This is a genomic window from Curtobacterium sp. MCBA15_012 (assembly GCF_001864935.2).
Classification (GTDB): Bacteria; Actinomycetota; Actinomycetes; order Actinomycetales; family Microbacteriaceae; genus Curtobacterium.
Map to the genome: position 1 here is coordinate 2031954 of NZ_CP126267.1, position 16723 is coordinate 2048676.

14 protein-coding genes are annotated in these 16723 nt (G+C 71.7%); 2 read left to right on the forward strand and 12 right to left on the reverse strand.

Annotation, left to right across the window (positions count from 1 at the left end; genetic code table 11):
• Window positions 1–4: 4 nt before the first annotated feature.
• The 9 genes from infB to dxr form a co-directional block, all read right to left on the reverse strand.
• A complete protein-coding gene (gene infB, locus QOL15_RS09345; RefSeq protein ID WP_065959198.1) occupies window positions 5–2857 on the reverse strand; it encodes a translation initiation factor IF-2 in 2853 nt (950 codons plus the stop codon).
• 75 nt (window positions 2858–2932) lie between these two features.
• Entirely contained in the window at window positions 2933–3346 is a 414-nt protein-coding gene (locus QOL15_RS09350; RefSeq protein WP_366556874.1) for a YlxR family protein, read from the reverse strand.
• 11 nt (window positions 3347–3357) lie between these two features.
• Window positions 3358–4353, reverse strand: a complete 996-nt coding sequence (nusA, locus tag QOL15_RS09355; RefSeq protein WP_065959200.1) for a transcription termination factor NusA — start codon at window positions 4351–4353, stop codon at window positions 3358–3360.
• A 232-nt stretch (window positions 4354–4585) separates the two neighbouring features.
• Complete coding sequence (locus QOL15_RS09360) at window positions 4586–6343, reverse strand: proline--tRNA ligase (protein ID WP_071247318.1); 1758 nt, start codon at window positions 6341–6343, stop codon at window positions 4586–4588.
• 21 nt (window positions 6344–6364) lie between these two features.
• Window positions 6365–7498 (reverse strand): flavodoxin-dependent (E)-4-hydroxy-3-methylbut-2-enyl-diphosphate synthase, encoded by a 1134-nt coding sequence (gene ispG, locus QOL15_RS09365; protein WP_071247348.1) that lies wholly within the window; start codon window positions 7496–7498, stop codon window positions 6365–6367.
• Window positions 7499–7548: 50 nt separating this feature from the next.
• Window positions 7549–8175, reverse strand: a complete 627-nt coding sequence (locus QOL15_RS09370) for a cysteine hydrolase family protein (protein WP_083393983.1) — start codon at window positions 8173–8175, stop codon at window positions 7549–7551.
• Window positions 8172–9617, reverse strand: a complete 1446-nt coding sequence (locus QOL15_RS09375; protein ID WP_071247316.1) for a cytosine permease — start codon at window positions 9615–9617, stop codon at window positions 8172–8174. The genes QOL15_RS09370 and QOL15_RS09375 overlap by 4 nt, the downstream gene beginning before the upstream one ends.
• Before the next feature lie 94 nt (window positions 9618–9711).
• On the reverse strand, window positions 9712–11046 hold the full coding sequence (locus QOL15_RS09380; protein WP_171898686.1) for an RIP metalloprotease: 1335 nt from the start codon (window positions 11044–11046) through the stop codon (window positions 9712–9714).
• Between the two features lie 195 nt (window positions 11047–11241).
• Window positions 11242–12330 carry a 1-deoxy-D-xylulose-5-phosphate reductoisomerase gene (gene dxr, locus QOL15_RS09385; protein ID WP_071247314.1) on the reverse strand — a complete coding sequence of 363 codons (1089 nt, stop codon included), beginning with the start codon at window positions 12328–12330 and terminating at the stop codon, window positions 11242–11244.
• A 60-nt stretch (window positions 12331–12390) separates the two neighbouring features.
• Between dxr and QOL15_RS09390 the strand changes: the two genes are divergently transcribed.
• A complete protein-coding gene (locus QOL15_RS09390) occupies window positions 12391–12891 on the forward strand; it encodes a hypothetical protein (RefSeq protein WP_065959209.1) in 501 nt (166 codons plus the stop codon).
• A gap of 81 nt (window positions 12892–12972) precedes the next feature.
• Here QOL15_RS09390 and QOL15_RS09395 read toward each other — a convergent pair whose 3' ends face one another.
• Both QOL15_RS09395 and QOL15_RS09400 read right to left on the reverse strand, forming a co-directional pair.
• Complete coding sequence (locus QOL15_RS09395; RefSeq protein ID WP_071247312.1) at window positions 12973–13944, reverse strand: FKBP-type peptidyl-prolyl cis-trans isomerase; 972 nt, start codon at window positions 13942–13944, stop codon at window positions 12973–12975.
• Window positions 13945–13950: 6 nt separating this feature from the next.
• Entirely contained in the window at window positions 13951–14427 is a 477-nt protein-coding gene (locus QOL15_RS09400) for an OsmC family protein (RefSeq protein ID WP_065959213.1), read from the reverse strand.
• A 141-nt stretch (window positions 14428–14568) separates the two neighbouring features.
• Here QOL15_RS09400 and QOL15_RS09405 point away from each other — a divergent pair, with 141 nt between their 5' ends.
• Window positions 14569–15561, forward strand: a complete 993-nt coding sequence (locus tag QOL15_RS09405; RefSeq protein ID WP_071247310.1) for an asparaginase — start codon at window positions 14569–14571, stop codon at window positions 15559–15561.
• A gap of 85 nt (window positions 15562–15646) precedes the next feature.
• Here the strand turns inward: QOL15_RS09405 and QOL15_RS09410 are convergent, their stop codons facing one another.
• The gene (locus QOL15_RS09410; protein WP_139197478.1) at window positions 15647–16321 is read right to left on the reverse strand and encodes a hypothetical protein; all 675 of its coding nucleotides are present in this window, start codon (window positions 16319–16321) and stop codon (window positions 15647–15649) included.
• Window positions 16322–16723 lie beyond the last annotated feature (402 nt).

Below are 16723 nucleotides of genomic sequence, written 5' to 3' on the forward strand. Positions count from 1 at the left end.
ACGATCAGTCGCGCGGCTTCTCGACGAGCTCGGTGGTCTCGATCTCGTCACCGATCTGGATGTCGTTGTACTTGCCCAGACCGATACCGGCCTCGAAGTCCGTGCGGACCTCGGTGACGTCGTCCTTGAAGCGACGCAGCGACTCGATCGCGAGGCCGTCGGCGAGCACCACACCGTCACGGATGACGCGCGCCTTGGCGTTGCGCGTGATCGTGCCGGAGCGGACGATGACACCGGCGATGTTGCCGAACTTCGAGGAGCGGAACACCTCGCGGATCTCGGCGACACCCGACTGGACCTCTTCGTACTCGGGCTTGAGCATGCCCTTGAGGGACTGCTCGATGTCCTCGAGTGCGTTGTAGATGACCGAGTAGAAGCGCACGTCGATGCCCTCGCGGGCCGCACGCTCGCGGGCCTTGACGTCCGGACGGACGTTGAAGCCGACGACGATCGCGTTGTCGATCGTGGCCAGGTCGATGTCCGACTCCGTGATCGCACCGACGCCGCGGTGCAGGATCCGGAGCTGGACGCTGTCGTCGACCTCGATGTCCAGGAGCGACTGCTCGAGTGCCTCGACGGCACCGGAGACGTCACCCTTGATGATGAGGTTGAGCGAGTCGACCTTGCCCTCTTCGAGCGCACGGGTGAAGTCCTCGAGCGAGATGCGCTTGCGGGCCTTGGCCAGCTGGGCGTTGCGCTCGGCGGCTTCACGCTTCTCGGCGATCTGACGGGCCGTACGGTCCTCCTCGGTGACGAGGAACGTGTCACCGGCGCGGGGCACCGACGACAGACCCTGCACCTGGACCGGGCGGCTCGGCGTCGCGGCCTTGACCGGGTCGCCGTTCTCGTCCGTCATCGCACGGACGCGGCCGTAGGCCGTACCCGCGACGATCGCGTCGCCGACGTGCAGCGTTCCGGACTGGATGAGCACGGTCGCAACCGAACCACGACCCTTGTCGAGTCGCGCCTCGATCGCCACACCGCGGGCGTCCTTGTCGGGGTTCGCACGCAGGTCGAGCCCGGCGTCGGCGGTGAGCAGCACGGCGTCCAGGAGGTCCTGGATGCCGACGTTGTTGCGCGCCGACACGTCGACGAACATGACGTCGCCGCCGTACTCCTCGGCCACCAGGTTGTACTCGGTGAGCTGCTGACGCACCTTGGCGGGGTTCGCACCCTCCTTGTCGATCTTGTTCACCGCGACCACGATCGGCACACCGGCCGACTGCGCGTGGTTCAGTGCCTCGATCGTCTGGGGCATGATGCCGTCGTCCGCCGCGACCACGAGGATCGCGATGTCCGTCACCTGCGCACCACGGGCACGCATGGCGGTGAACGCCTCGTGACCCGGCGTGTCGATGAAGGTGATCGGGCGCTCGATGCCCTCGTGCTCGGTCGTGATCTGGTACGCACCGATGTGCTGGGTGATGCCACCGGCCTCGCCCTCGACGACCTTCGAGTTGCGGATCGCGTCGAGGAGGCGGGTCTTGCCGTGGTCGACGTGACCCATGACGGTGACGACCGGCGGGCGCTGCTGCAGCACGTCGTCGTCCTCGTCCTCGAGCTCGGCATCGAGGTCGATGTCGAAGCCCTCGAGGAGCTCGCGGTCCTCGTCCTCGGGCGAGACGATCTGGATCTTGTAGCCCAGCTCCTCGCCGAGGACCTCGAACGTCGCCTCGTCGAGCGACTCCGTGGCGGTCGCCATCTCACCGAGGTGGAACAGCACCGTCACGAGGTTGCCGGGCATGGCGTCGATCTTGTCCGCGAAGTCCGAGATGCTCGCACCCCGACGCAGACGGACGACCGTGTTGCCGTCGCCACGAGGGACCTGCACACCGCCGAGCGACGGCGCCTGCCGCATCTCGTACTCGGCGCGCTTCGTCCGCTTCGACTTGCGGGCACGGCTCTTACCGCCACCGCGACCGAACGCACCTGCGGTACCACCGCCGGGGCCACGACCACGGCCACCGCCACCGGCGGGACGCGGGCCGCTGAAGGCCGGACGCGGGAAGCCGCCACCGGCACCCGGTGCACCCGGACGGCCGCCGGGGCCACCACGGCCGCCACCCTGGCCCGGGCGCTGCCCGAAGCCGTTGGGGCGGTTCGCCTGACCGGGGCCACCCGGACGCGGAGCACCCGGACGGGGCACGCCCGGACGCGGCGGGGCCGGACGCGGGATGCCGTTCCCACCACCGGCACCGGCAGCGGGACGCTGCCCCATGCCCTGGTTGGACGAGTACGGGTTGTTGCCCGGACGCGGCGGGCGCGAGCCCATGCCCTGGCTCGACGCGTACGGGTTGTTGCCGGGACGTGCGCCCGGCTTCGGGCCACCCGGCTTCGGGCCGGCGGCCGACCCGGGCTTGGGGGCGCCACCGGGCTTGACGGCGTCGCTCTTCGGCTCGCCGGAGTCGGCGGAGCCCTGCTCGGTCGACTGCTCGGCTGCTGCGGCCTTCTCGGCGGCAGCGGCCTTGCGGGCAGCCTCGGCCTCGGCCTGTCGCTGGGCGACGGACTTCGGCGCAGCGGGCACCGGAGCGTCCGAGGCGGGAGCCGGCGTCTGGGCCTCGGGCTCGGGCTCGGCGGCAGCCGGACGTGCCGGACCCGGGCGGGGACCGCCGGGCTTCGGCGCGCTCGACTTCGGCGCGGCGCTCTTGGCGGGCGCGCTCGTCGATGCGGACGCTGCCGGGGCGGACGCCGAGGCGCCAGCAGCCTGCAGCGCAGCACGGAGCTTGCGCGCGACGGGGGGTTCAACGCTGGAGCTCGGGCCCTTGACGAACTCGCCGAGTTCCTTGAGCTTCTCCATTGCGGTCTTGCTGTCGACACCGAGTTCGGATGCGATCTCGTGTACGCGTGGTTTCGCCACTGTTCTCCTTCACGGGTCCCACCCCGCGAAGGGGGCAGGACTCACTGGATGACGGGTCTCATTTCGAGCCGCTCATCAGTTGTCCATAAGCCGTTCAGCCTGTTCTGTCGTGTCCTCGTGTCCGTCCGACCGCGCAGCTGTGAGGCTGAGCAGATGGTCGAGCACTGCGGACGTGTCGGGTTCGCGATCCAGCCGGAGCGCCCGGCGGAAGGCCCGGCGCTTGACGGCCAGCTCGTAGGCATCGACGGTCGGGGTGAGCCACGCTCCCCTGCCCGGCATGACTGCCTTCGGATCCGCCACGACGCGACCGTCACGCAGGGCGACGACACGGAGGAGGGAGGATCGGGGAGCACGGCGACGACTGCCGATGCACGTTCTGACGGGTACCACCTTACTCCTTGCCTCGGACGACCGCGATCCGGCGCGCCCGATCCGGTCACGCCACGAGCGAAGACCGGCCGCCGACCGGGGGTCGGGCAGCCGGTCCACCGTGCTGGTCCCTAGTCCTCGCCGTCCAGGATGCTGTCCGGCTGGATGTCGATGCGGGCACCCGTGAGCTTCGCGGCGAGACGGGCGTTCTGCCCCTCCTTGCCGATCGCGAGCGACAGCTGGTAGTCCGGGACGAGCGCACGGACGGCCTTCGTCGAGGCGTCGAGCACGAAGGCACTGGTCACCTTGGCCGGCGACAACGCGCTCGCGACGAACGACGACAGGTCGGACGACCAGTCGACGATGTCGATCTTCTCGGCGCCGAGCTCGGTCGTGACGGCCCGCACGCGGGCACCGAGCTCACCGATGCAGGCACCCTTGGCGTTGACGCCCTGCTCGTTCGCCTTCACCGCGAGCTTGGTGCGGTGGCCGGCCTCGCGGGCGATCGAGGTGATCTCGACGACGCCGGACGCGATCTCCGGGACCTCGAGGGCGAACAGCTTGCGGACGAGACCGGGGTGGGTGCGCGACACGATGATCTGCGGACCCTTGGGGCCGCGACCGACGCTCGTCACGTACACGCGGATGCGCTGCCCGTGCTTGTACTCCTCGCCCGGGACCTGCTCCTCGGGCGGCAGGATCGCCTCGACCGTGCCGAGGTCGACGTGCACCATCTTCGGGTTCGGTCCCTGCTGGATGATGCCGGCGACGATGTCGCCCTCCTTGCCGCGGAACTGGCCGAGGATCTTGTCGTCACCGATGTCGCGGAGCCGCTGGTTGATGACCTGCTTCGCGGCGAAGGCGGCGATGCGCCCGAAGTCGCTGGGCTGGTCGACGGCCTCGCCGACGACGGTGCCCTCCTCGTCGCGCTCCGGCACGTAGACCGAGACCTCGCCGCTCTTGCGGTCGAGCTCGACGCGCGACTGCGCGTCCGCGGGCTCGCCGTTCTCGGCGGAGTGCTTCTGGTACGCCGTCAGGATGGCGGATTCGATGATCTGGACGAGTTCGTCGAACGGGATCTCCCGCTCGCGTTCCATGAGTCGCAGGACTGCGAGGTCGATCTTCACCGAGGTGCCTCCGTGTTCAGCTGAGTCGCCTCCGCGGGGTGGATCTGCGCGGAAGTCGGCGATCAGCGTACCCCAGTTCCGGACGGGAGGCTCGTGGCGGGCCCGCCACGGGCCTCCCGTCCGCCCCGCGGTCCGCGCCCACCCACGCAACGTGACGAGGACGGCTGCCCGGCAGCGGGATCCCGCTGCGGGCAGCCGCCCTGGTCGCGTCGTCCGTGACCGGCGACGGGTGCTACTGGATCGCGCGGACCGCCTCGAGGAGGTCCGCGACCGGGACGTCGCGACGCTCGCCGGACCGGCGGTCCCAGAGCTCGACGACGCCGTCGGCGGCGTTCCGACCGGCGACGACCACGACGGGGACGCCGAGCAGCTCGGCGTCGCGGAGCTTCACGCCGGGCGACACCTTCGGACGGTCGTCGTACACGACGTCGTAGCGCTCGGCCTCGAGCGACGTGATGAGCGACGTCGCGAGGTCGTACGCCGTCTGGTCCTTGCCCGTGGCGACGACGTGGACGTCGAACGGGGCGACCTCCTTGGGCCAGGCCAGCCCCTTCTCGTCGTTGTGCGCCTCGGCCAGGATCGCCATGATGCGGGTCACGCCGATGCCGTACGAGCCCATCGTGACCGTCGCGAGCTTGCCGTTCTCGTCCTGCACCTTGAGGTCGAGCGCCTCGGCGTACTTGCGACCGAGTTGGAACACGTGGCCGATCTCCATGCCGCGCGCGGTCTCGAGCGGCCCGGAGCCGTCCGGGGCCGGGTCGCCGGCCCGGACGTCGGACACCTCGGCGACGCCGTCCGCGGTGAAGTCGCGGCCCATCACGAGGCCCGAGACGTGCACGCCGCGCTCGTTCGCACCCGTGATCCACGCGGTGCCGTCGACGACACGGGGGTCGACGAAGTACCGGATGCCGGAGGGGCTGTCCGCGCCGAGGACCTGCGGTCCGATGTAGCCCTTCACGAAGACGCCCGGGTGCTTCCGGAAGTCGTCGTCGCCGGCCGGCTCGACGTCCGCGGGCGCGAAGGCGACCTCGGCGCGCTTGAGGTCGACGTCGCGGTCACCGGGCAGGCCGACGACCACGACCTCGCGGGTGCCGTCGAGGTGTGTGAGGGCGAGCACGACGTTCTTGAGGGTGTCGGCCGCGGTCCACGGTGCCCCCTCGCGCGGCGCGACGGCGTTCGCGTGGGCGACGAGCGTGTCGATCGTCGGGGTGTCCGCGGACGGCAGCGTCACGGGCTCCGGCTGGCCCTCGATCGGCAGGGCGTCGGGCACCGGGGTGACGTACGCCTCGACGTTCGCCGCGTAGCCGCCGGCACTGCGGACGAAGGTGTCCTCGCCGACGCCGATGGGGTGCAGGAACTCCTCCGACTTCGAGCCGCCCATCGCACCGGCGTCCGCCTTGACGACGACGTACTCGAGGCCGAGACGGGTGAAGATGCGCTCGTACGCGTCGCGCATCACCTGGTAGCTGCGCTCGAGCCCCTCATCGGTGAGGTCGAACGAGTAGGCGTCCTTCATCGTGAACTCGCGGCCACGGAGCAGACCGGCACGGGGGCGGGCCTCGTCGCGGTACTTGTCCTGGATCTGGAACAGCGTCACCGGGAGGTCCTTGTACGAGCCGTACAGGTCCTTGACGAGGAGCGCGAACATCTCCTCGTGGGTCGGCGCGAGCAGGTGGTCCGCGCCCTTGCGGTCCTGCAGGCGGAACATGCCGTCGCCGTACTCGGTCCAGCGACCCGTGGCCTCGTACGGCTCGCGCGGCAGGAGCGCGGGGAGCAGGACCTCCTGCGCACCGGCGGCGATCATCTCGGCGCGGACGATCTCCTCGATGCGCCGCCGGACACGCAGCCCGAGCGGCAGCCAGGCGAAGACACCGGGCGACTGGCGACGGACGTACCCGGCGCGGACGAGCAGCTTGTGGCTCGTCACCTCGGCGTCGGAGGGGTCGTCGCGGAGCGTACGGAGGAACAGATGCGAGAGCCGTGTGACCACGGACGCAAGCCTAGCGGCGTGCTACGGCGCGGTGACGACCTGCACGGTGCCGGGAGCCGCGTCCGGCCCCATCTCGTCGGCGATGCGGTTCGCCTCGGCGATGAGCGTCTGCACGATCTCGCGCTCCGGCACGGTCTTGACGACCTCGCCCTTGACGAAGATCTGGCCCTTGCCGTTGCCCGACGCGACACCGAGGTCGGCCTCACGGGCCTCGCCCGGACCGTTCACGACGCAGCCCATGACGGCGACGCGCAGGGGCACGGTCATGCCCTCGAGCCCCTTGGTGACGTCGTTCGCGAGCTGGTAGACGTCGACCTGCGCACGGCCGCAGCTCGGGCAGGAGACGATCTCGAGCTTGCGCTCCCGCAGGTTCAGCGACTGCAGGATCTGCAGACCGACCTTGACCTCCTGCGCGGGCGGTGCCGACAGCGAGACGCGGATGGTGTCGCCGATGCCCTCGGCGAGCAGGATGCCGAAGGCGGTCGCGCTCTTGATCGTGCCCTGGAACTCCGGGCCGGCCTCGGTCACGCCGAGGTGCAGCGGCCAGTCCCCCGCCGCGGCGAGCTGCCGGTAGGCCTTGACCATGACGATCGGGTCGTTGTGCTTGACCGAGATCTTGAAGTCGTGGAAGTCGTGCTCCTCGAACAGGCTCGCCTCCCACACCGCCGACTCGACGAGCGCCTCGGGCGTCGCCTTGCCGTACTTCTGCAGCAGACTCGGCTCGAGCGACCCCGCGTTCACGCCGATGCGGAGCGAGACGCCGGCGTCCTTGGCGGCACGGGCGATGGCGCCGACCTGGTCGTCGAACTTGCGGATGTTGCCGGGGTTCACGCGGACCGCGGCACAGCCGGCGTCGATCGCCTGGAAGACGTACTTCGGCTGGAAGTGGATGTCGGCGATGACCGGGATCTGCGACTTCTTCGCGATGATCGGCAGTGCGTCGGCGTCGTCCTGGCTCGGGACCGCCACCCGGACGATGTCGCAGCCCGAGGCGGTGAGCTCGGCGATCTGCTGCAGCGTCGCGTTGATGTTCGTCGTCGGGGTGGTCGTCATCGACTGCACCGACACCGGGGCGTCACCGCCCACGAGCACCTTGCCGACCCGGATCTGCCGGGACTTCCGGCGCGGGGCGAGGGTTTCGGGGACTTTCGGCAGACCGAGGTTCACTGCTGGCACGCGCGTCACTCTACGCGGTCCGGGTGACGTCACTCGCTGCCCGTCACCAGGTCCGTCCCGCGCTCGACGACGGTGATGAGCGGGGCGTAGAGCCGCATCGCGTCGAGGGCTCGTTCGTGGTCGGCGTCGGTCGCGCCGGCGCAGGCGTCGGCCACGACCGTCACCGTCGCGCCCGCGTCCGCGGCGGCCAGGGCGGTGCTGAGCACGCAGCAGTCGGTCGAGACGCCGGTGAGCACCAGGTGCGGGTGTTCGCCGACGACCGCGCGGAGGGCGCTCCCCCACTTGCCGAAGGTGGGTTCGGTGACGACGGGGAGCCGTCCGGCCGACGACCCCGGTGACGAGGCCGCTGCCGATGCCGCCGCTGCCACTGCCGCTGCCGCTGCCGCTGCGAACGGCTCGGTCAGCGCGTACAGCGGGTCGGTGTCCGGGACGAGCGCGAAGGACCAGTCGCGGTAGTACGGCACCCAGGCGCCGGCGGGCCGGGACGGGGCGACGAACCTGGTGACGACCGTGCGGCCGGCGAAGCGCGGCAGCAGCCGTTCCGTGCCGGCGGCCGCGTCGTCGTAGCGCGGCGCCGCCCACGGGCTGTCCCCGGTGAAGATCCGCTGCAGGTCGATCGCGACGAGCCAGGCGTCGTCCGGCACGGCGACGCTCACGCCCGCTCCTGCCGCCGGACCGTGCCGCGCGCGGTGAGCAGCGTGCCGACGAAGCCGACGACCAGGGCCACGAGGACGCCGAGGTTCGCGTACGCCCAGGCACCGTCGCGGCCGCCGAGGCCGAACGGGCCGAGCAGGTAGCCCTGCCAGTTGAGCCAGGCGGGCACACCGTACGTGTTCGTCACGAGCCCCCAACCGAGGACGGTGCCGAGCACCACGAGGCCGATCGCCGCCCACCGGACGTCGCCGTAGCGACCGCGGCGGTCGTCGAGCTCGGTGTCGGCGTAGGCCCGACGGCGGAGCAGGACGTCGGCGACGAACACGCCCGCCCACGCGGCGACCGGGACACCGAGCGTGACGAGGAAGGCCTGGAACGGCGAGATGAAGTCGCGGGCGAAGAACACCACGTACACCGCCCCGGCGACCATGACGACGCCGTCGACCCCGGCCGCCACCGGCCGCGGGATGCGCACCCCGGCGCTGAGGAGCGCCAGACCCGACGAGTAGATGTCGAGCACGGCACCACCGACCAGCCCGAGGATCGCGACGAGGGCGAACGGGATGAGGAACCACACCGGCAGGATCGTCGTGAGCGCACCGATCGGGTCGGCGCCGATCGCGTCGTTCAGCCCCTTCGACGAGCCGGCGAGCAGGACCCCGACCACGACCAGCACCGCGGGGGCGAGGGCGCCGCCGAACGTCGTCCACCAGACCACTCCGCCGGTCGACGCCGTGCGCGGCAGGTACCGCGAGTAGTCGGCCGCCGCGTTGACCCAGCCGAGGCCGAAGCCCGTCATCACGAGCACGAGCGCGCCGAGGACGTTCTGCGCGCTGCCCGCAGGCAGGGCCCCGAGGGTGCCGAGGTCGATCGAGGGCACCGCGAGCACGACGTAGACCACGGTCAGCACCGCGGTCACGACGGTGATCACGGTCTGCAGCCGCATGATGACGTCGAAGCCCGCGATGCCGGCCCCGACGACGAGCGCCGCCACCACCACCAGGGCGACGAGCTTCGTCAGGACGCCGTCGTCCCAGCCGAGCTCGCGGAACACCGTCGACGTGGCGAGCACGGCGAGCGAGGCCAGCGCGGTCTCCCACCCGACCGTCAACACCCAGCTGAGGAACGACGGCAGCCGGTTCCCGCGCACCCCGAAGGCCGCCCGGCTGAGCACCATGGTCGGTGCCGAACCGCGCTTGCCGGCGATCGCCACGATGCCGCACAGCAGGAACGAGAACGCCACGCCCACGACGGACACGACCGTCGCCTGCACGAGGGAGATCCCGAAGCCGAGGACGAACGAACCGTAGCTCAGGCCGAGGACCGAGACGTTCGCGGCGAACCACGGCCAGAACAGCCCCCGCGGTCGGCCCTTGCGGTCGGACTCGGCGATGACGTCGATGCCCTGGCGCTCGACGGCGCGGACCTCGGGGACTGTGCTCATGGGGCGAGCGTAGCGGCGGACGCGACGGGCAGCCGGCCGTCAGGCGCGTCCTGTGGACGCACCCCGACTGCCGGGGCCGTGTGGAGGAACCGGGTCAGCCGAACAGGTCGACCGGGCGGACGAGGTCGGCGTAGATGAGCAGCGCGCTCATCCCGGCGAGGAGCACGACGACGACCATCGTCAGCGGCATCGTCTTCGCGAGGTCGATCGCACCCGGGTCCGGCCTGCCGGCGAGCACGTAGGCCCGACGCTTCACCGCCTCCCACAGCGCCCCGGCGATGTGCCCGCCGTCGAGCGGCAGCAGCGGGACCATGTTGAGGACGAACAGACCGATGTTGAGCGACGCGAGCAGCCCGAGGATCGTGTACGCCTTGTCGACGACCGGCACCCCGCTCATCGAGGACACCTCGCCGATCGCGCGGCCGACGCCGACGACCGACACCGGGCTGTCCTGCGACCGCGCCTGCGAGCCGAACGCCGCGTTCCACACCGCGACGAGCCGCTGCGGCAGGTCGATGATGAGGTGCGCCGACGCCGCGATCTGCGCACCGGTCGCCGGGAGCACCGCCGCCGGGGACTGGCGGACGAGCGACTGCCCGATGCTGACGCCGACGACGCCGACCTCCTGCGTCCTCGTCGACCCGTCGGCCTGCTTCGCGACCGTGCCGTCCGCCTTCACCACGTCACGCGTGGCGAGCTGCGGCGTGACCTCGAGGGTCTTCCGCTCGCCGTGGCGTTCGACCACGACCGTGACACGCTCGCCCGCGGACCGCTGGAAGACCTTCGAGACCTCGGCGATCGTCGGGTCCTGCCGCCCGTCCACCGCGAGCACGACGTCGCCGTCCCGGATGCCGGCCTGCTTCGCGGGCGACTCGGCGTCTCCGGGCGCACACGCCGTTGCATTGCTCGACGGGAGGACGCAGTCGACGCTCGACGTGAAGGTCGTCGTCGGGGCGCCGAACCCGCAGAGCAGCACGCCGAACAGCACGACACCGATGACGAGGTTCATCGCGGGACCGGCGACCATGACGATGATGCGCTTCCACGGCGTCAGGCGGTAGAAGGCACGGGAGTCGTCGCCGCCGGAGTCGGCGATCTGGGCCGCACTCGCCTCGCGGGCGTCCTGCACGAACGCGCCGTACATGCCGGTGTTCGTGATCGCGCTCGGCTTGCCGGAGGCACGCGGCTTGAGCATGCCCACCATCGAGATGTACCCGCCGAGCAGGATCGGTCGGATCCCGTACTCGGTCTCACCGCGGCGGAAGGACCAGAGGGGCTTCCCGAAGCCGAGCGAGTACTGCGTGACCTTCACCCCGAAGAGCTTCGCGAAGGACAGGTGTCCGAGCTCGTGGAGTCCGATCGAGACCAGCAGGCCGACGATGAAGACGACCACGCCGAGGACGAAGAGGAGCACGGTTTCGACGGTCACCAGGAGAGGGTACGGGACCCTGGCCATGACGGAGCCGAGCGCACCCTGAGAGGTCTGCCGCGCCTCCCGTCCGGTCTGGAGGCGCGGTGCACGTGACGCGCACCCGTCGCGTCGCCACGCGGCCGGGTCGCGTGCCCCGCGCACGTCGACGGGTCGTCGAGGAGGCGGTCGCGTGGCGCCGACCGCGTCGGCGCGTCAGCGCGACAGGACGCGGTCGGCCGTGTCGCGGGCCCACCGCTCGGCGGCGAGCACCCCGTCGAGCGACGGCTCCCCCGCCGTGTGCGCGTCGACGACCCGGCGCACCGTGTCGACGATGTCGAGGAACCCGATTGCCCCCGCGTGGAAGGCGGCGACGGCCTGCTCGTTCGCCGCGTTGAACACCGCGGGGAACGTGCCGCCGAGGACCCCGACGTGCTTCGCGAGGTCGACGGCCCCGAACGCCTGCGTGTCCAGCGGCTCGAACGTCCAGGTGCTCGCGGTCGTCCAGTCGAGCGGGACGCCGACGCCCGGGACGCGGTCCGGCCACGCCAGGCCGAGGGCGATCGGGAGGCGCATGTCCGGCGGCGACGCCTGCGCGATCGTCGACCCGTCGACGAACTCGACCATGGAGTGCACGATCGACTGCGCGTGCACCGTGACGTCGATGCGGTCGTAGGGCACCCCGAAGAGCAGGTGCGCCTCGATGACCTCGAGGCCCTTGTTCACGAGCGTCGCCGAGTTCGTCGTGACGACGAGCCCCATGTCCCAGGTGGGGTGCGCGAGCGCCTGCGCGGGGGTGACGTCCACGAGCTCGGCGCGGGAACGGCCGCGGAAGGGACCGCCGCTCGCGGTGAGGACGAGCCGGCGGACCTCCGCGTCCGACCCCGACCGCAGCGCCTGGGCGATCGCGGAGTGCTCGCTGTCGACCGGCACGATCTGCCCGGGTGCCGCCGCTGCCTGCACGAGCGGGCCGCCCACGATGAGGCTCTCCTTGTTCGCGAGGGCGAGCGTCGCGCCCGTGCCGAGCGCCGCGAGCGTCGGACCGAGACCGACCGAGCCGGTGATGCCGTTCAGGACGACGTCGGCCTCGACGCTGCGGACCAGGCGCTCGGCGTCGGCGGCGCCGAACGCGGTGTCCGTGACCCCGAAGCGCGCGGCCTGCTCGGCGACGAGGTCACGGTTGCTGCCGGCGGTGAGCCCGACGACCTCGAAGCGGTCGGGGTTGCGGGCGACGACGTCGAGGGCCTGCGTGCCGATCGAGCCGGTGCTGCCGAGGACGACGATGCGGCGCTTCGGGAGGTCCATGACGTCACCCTATCCAGGCACCCCTTGTCGGCGGGGCGTGATGTGTGGAATGTCGGCACCATGAAAGCGACCAAGCGATTCCTCCCCGCGCTCATCACGACCACGCTCACGGCGCTCGCGCTGGTCGGAGCCGTCCCCGCCGCCGCTCACGCAGCTGGCCCGGCATCGGAGACCGACGAGCTGACCCGACTCCGCGCGCTGAGCAACGCGCAGTCTCGTGAAGCGATCGACGCGCTCCTCGACGGTGACGACCCGGTCTCCCTCTACGTCGACGCACGTACTGGGGAGGTCCTCGCCGCCGAGGCCGTCGCCGACCGAGCGCTCAACCCGATCGGACCGGGATGCACGTCCACGAGCGTCTGCATGCGGAGCATCACCGGCACCCCGTACGGCCTGGCCGGGAGTGGTACGCGCACCGGCTCGTGGAAGAAGATCATCAGCTACTCGACCGGTGACCGTCGGACCAGTTTCTGGGCTTCGAACGGTATGGCGTACACCTACCGAGCGAACGCGACCGTCACCTTGAACGTCACGGTCACCATGACCAAGGTCCAGCGCTGACGCCTTCCCGACACGGCAGAGGGCGGCGAGCAGTTGCTCGCCGCCCTCTGCCGTGCGGGTGGGCAACCCGCCGGGACGGCCTCAGCCGAGCGCGAGGATGTCCACGACGAAGACGAGCGGAGCGTTCGCCGGGATCCCCGAGCCCTCGCGCGGGTTCGCGCCGTACGCGTCCTCGGCCGTGGCGACGATGAGGACCTGCGAACCGACCTTCTGCCCGACGAGGCCGGTGACGAAGCCCTTGATCAGGCCCTGCTCGGAGACGGTGAACGTCGTCGGGGCGCCCTTCGACCACGACGAGTCGAACTCCTTGCCGCCGTCGAGCAGAACGCCCTTGTACTGCACGAGGGCGCTGTCCCCGTTCTGCACCTCTGGTCCGTCGCCCTGCTTCAGGACCTCGACCTGGGTCGTAGCGGGCGCCTTGTACCCGGACGGGATCGTGATCTCCGGCTCGCCGTCGGCCTTGTCCTTGACCGTCGGGAGCGCCGGGTCCTGCTGCTGCGGCGTACCGGTCGCCTTGGTCGGGGTCTTCGCGATCACGTCCGCCACGACGACGATGTCGCCGCTGGTGGTGAAGCCGAGCGCCGACGACGCGCCGATCGCCGCGACGCGGTCGCCGACCTTCGTGCACGCGAGGAGGGCCCCGAAGCCGGTCCCGCCGACCGAGAGCACCTGGGGGTTGCCCTGGTCGAAGCCGACCGCGCCGAGCTTCGAGGCGTCCTTCGCCTGGTAGACGGCGTAGGAGACCTGGGCGAACTCGCCCTTCTGCAGCTTCGCGCCGTCGCCCTGGGCCACCGTGGAGGCCTGGGGCGTCTTCGCGCTGAGTCCCTTGTCGAACGTGACGGTCGGCGCTTCCTTGCCGCCGACGGCCCCGGTCACCTTGATGCTCTTCGACGCCGACCCGGGCTTCGGGCACGTGGAGATCGGGGCGGCGGACGCGCTCGAGGACGCGCTCGGCGAGGCGGATGCGTCACCCGACCCCGAACCGGAGCAGGCGGCGAGTCCGAGCACGACGGCGGGGACGAGGGCGATCGGGAGCAGGCGGAGACGCTTCACGGAGACCTAGTCTGCCGCACGGACCTTGGTGACCGACGCGTGGTGGACGGGGAACGCCACGGAGCGGGCGATGAAGCACAGCTCGTTCGCCCGGACGTGGGCTGCCTCGGCGTCGGCGACGCGGTCCGCCTCGAGGATCGTCACGACGGGGTGCAGCTCCGCGGCGGTCAGCTCGCCGGTGCCGTCGCGGTGGACGTCGAGCGCGGCGGTCGCGGTGTCGGTGTACTCGACGACCGTGAAGCCCTGCTGGACCGCGACGTACAGGTAGCTCATCATGTGGCACTGCGCGAGGGCCCCGAGGAGCATCTCCTCGGGGTTCCACCGGTCGGCGTCGCCGCGGAACGTGGGGTCGGCGGAGCCGGGGACGTCGGGCTTGCCCGGCGCGGAGACGAGGTGCTCACGGCCGTAGTCGCGGTAGCCGCTCGTCCCGGTGCCGCGGTCGCCGGTCCAGCGGACGGAGACCTCGTAGGAGTGGTCGCTCACGGTGGCCCTTCGTCGGTGGTGCGGTGCTGTCGGTGCCGGTGCCGGTGGCGGCGGTGGCGGCGGCGGTGCGGTGGTGGCGGTGCGGTGGTGGCGGTGCGGTGGTGGCGGTGCTGGCGGCGCGGTCGTCGGTACGCTTGCGCCATGCCGGTGAGCCACGACGTCCGCACTGATCGCCATCCTCTCACCGCGGAGGGCTCGGTCGAGCTCGCGGTGCTCGACCGGAACGGCTTCGACGAGAGCCGACACCTCGGTGCCGGCGTCGTCGTGGCCGCCGACGGCACGGTGCTCGACCGCGTCGGGGACCCGTCGGCGAGCATCTGGCCGCGGTCCACGATGAAGCCCTTCCAGGCGCTCGCGATCCGGGCGGCCGGCGCGGACTTCAGTGACGAGGAACTCGTGCTGACCACGGCGAGCCACGCCGGCACCGCGGCGCACCAGGCACTCGCCCTCCACATGCTCGAGTCGTTCGACCACGTCGAGGCCGACCTCGGCTGCCCGCCGGACATGCCCTTCGACCGCGCGACCGGGCGGACCATGACCGAACCGCGTCGTCTCGCGATGAACTGCTCGGGGAAGCACGCGGGCATGCTCGCCGCGTGCCGGGTCAACGGCTGGGACGAGGCGTCGTACCTGGACCCGTCGCACTCCCTGCAGCGACGGGTCCGTGACGTCGTCGAGGCGTACACCGGCGAGGTCGTCGACGTGGTCGGGACAGACGGCTGCGGTGCACCGGTCTTCCCGTTGACGCTGACCGGCCTGGCGCGCGGCATCGCGGGCGTGACGGCCCGGAGTGACTCGGACAGCGCCGCCCTCGTGGACGCGGTGCTCGACCACCCGTGGGCGATCGACGGCGTGGGCCGGGCGAACACGGTCGCCATCGAGCGGCTCGGTGTGCTCGCGAAGTTCGGGGCCGAGGGCGTCATGGTGATGGGCCTGCCCGGTGGTCCGGCCGTCGCGGTGAAGACACTCGACGGCTCGCAACGGGCGGGCACCCTCGCAGCGTTGACCCTGCTCCAGCGCAACGGTCTGGTGGACGAGGCAGGGGTCGCCGACGTCATGGCTGCGACCGGCGAGCAGGTGCTCGGCGGCGGCGTCCCCGTCGGTGCCGTGCGCGCGGGGTCCGGGCTGCGCTGAGCGCGCCAGAGCACCGACCGAGCCGGGCGGCCCCCGCACTGCACCTGCGGTGCTGCGCGGCGGCTCCGCAGACCTGTGCGGTGTCTCACGGCCCTCCCCCGCTCCGGGCGGGCACACGGGGAACGTGGTCCGGCTCGAGGAGCGGGAGCACCGGCTCGACGGCCCGCGCGACGGTGCCGTCACGGGTCCGCAGGGTGCACCCGTAGCGGCTGACCTCGACGAGGGCGTCCCACGCCCGCGGCAGCTGCTGGAGTCCGGGGACCAGGACGACGGTCACCGCGATCGCCGGCCCGTCGTCGACGAAGCCCACGGCGACGCTGTTGCCCGCGGGCAGCGGGGTCCCGGTGGACGACAGGGACGGCGTGCACGATCCGTCCGTCGGATCGACCGCGATCGGCGGCGGGACAGCGACCACCGAAGTGCTCACGTCGCGGTGCACGTCGTCGGACGAGCACCACCGGACACGCTCGTCGCCGCCCGGTCCGGTGGCCTGGTCCTCCCCGGGCAGGACGGGCGCGGGCGACCCGCCGTCACGGGCGCTCAGGAGCTCGTCGGGGTCGGCCGATCCGGCGGCTCGGTCGCTGGCGAGCTGGTCGGCACCGGGCGGACCTCCCGCGCAGACACGCGCGAGCTGACCGGCGAGCCCGCGATGGACCGCCTCGGCCAGTGCGCCCCGTCCGAGGACGACCACGTGCGTGCTCCGCCCGGGAGGCCCGACCGGCAGCGTCACTCCGGTGCCGTCGGGCAGGGTGCCCAGCACGAGCCCACCCGACGCGGACGCGGACGACGACCACCCCGCTCCGGACCCGGACGGCTCCGGTGCGACGTCGGACCGAGCGGCGCCACCGAACGGATCCGGACCGGCGGGGGCGGTGATCCGGCGCGCACGGCGGGAGGGCGGCTCTGCAGGAGCACGGAGTGGCCCGCTCTCCGGGGATCGACGCACCGCTGCGTCCAGCAACGCACAGCACGCGGCCGTCGCGAGCAGGACGGCGCGCTGCGGACCCCCCAGCGACGCCGCGAACCCCGCCACCACGAGGAGCACGGCAGCGGGGACGAGGAGCCAACGGGCGAGGGACGGGGACACCGCACCAGGGCACCACAGCCCCCCACCGTCGCGCGGTCGTCACGCCAGAACTGTGGAGACGGTTCCCCCACCACG

Bases quoted from the DNA above. Each gene is read 5' to 3' on its own strand.
- QOL15_RS09390 (WP_065959209.1), top strand. From the start codon at position 12,391: ATGAAAGCGACCAAGCGATTCCTCCCCGCGCTCATCACGACCACGCTC.
- QOL15_RS09405 (WP_071247310.1), top strand. From the start codon at position 14,569: ATGCCGGTGAGCCACGACGTCCGCACTGATCGCCATCCTCTCACCGCG.
- QOL15_RS09375 (WP_071247316.1), bottom strand. From the start codon at position 9,617: ATGAGCACAGTCCCCGAGGTCCGCGCCGTCGAGCGCCAGGGCATCGAC.
- dxr (WP_071247314.1), bottom strand. From the start codon at position 12,330: ATGGACCTCCCGAAGCGCCGCATCGTCGTCCTCGGCAGCACCGGCTCG.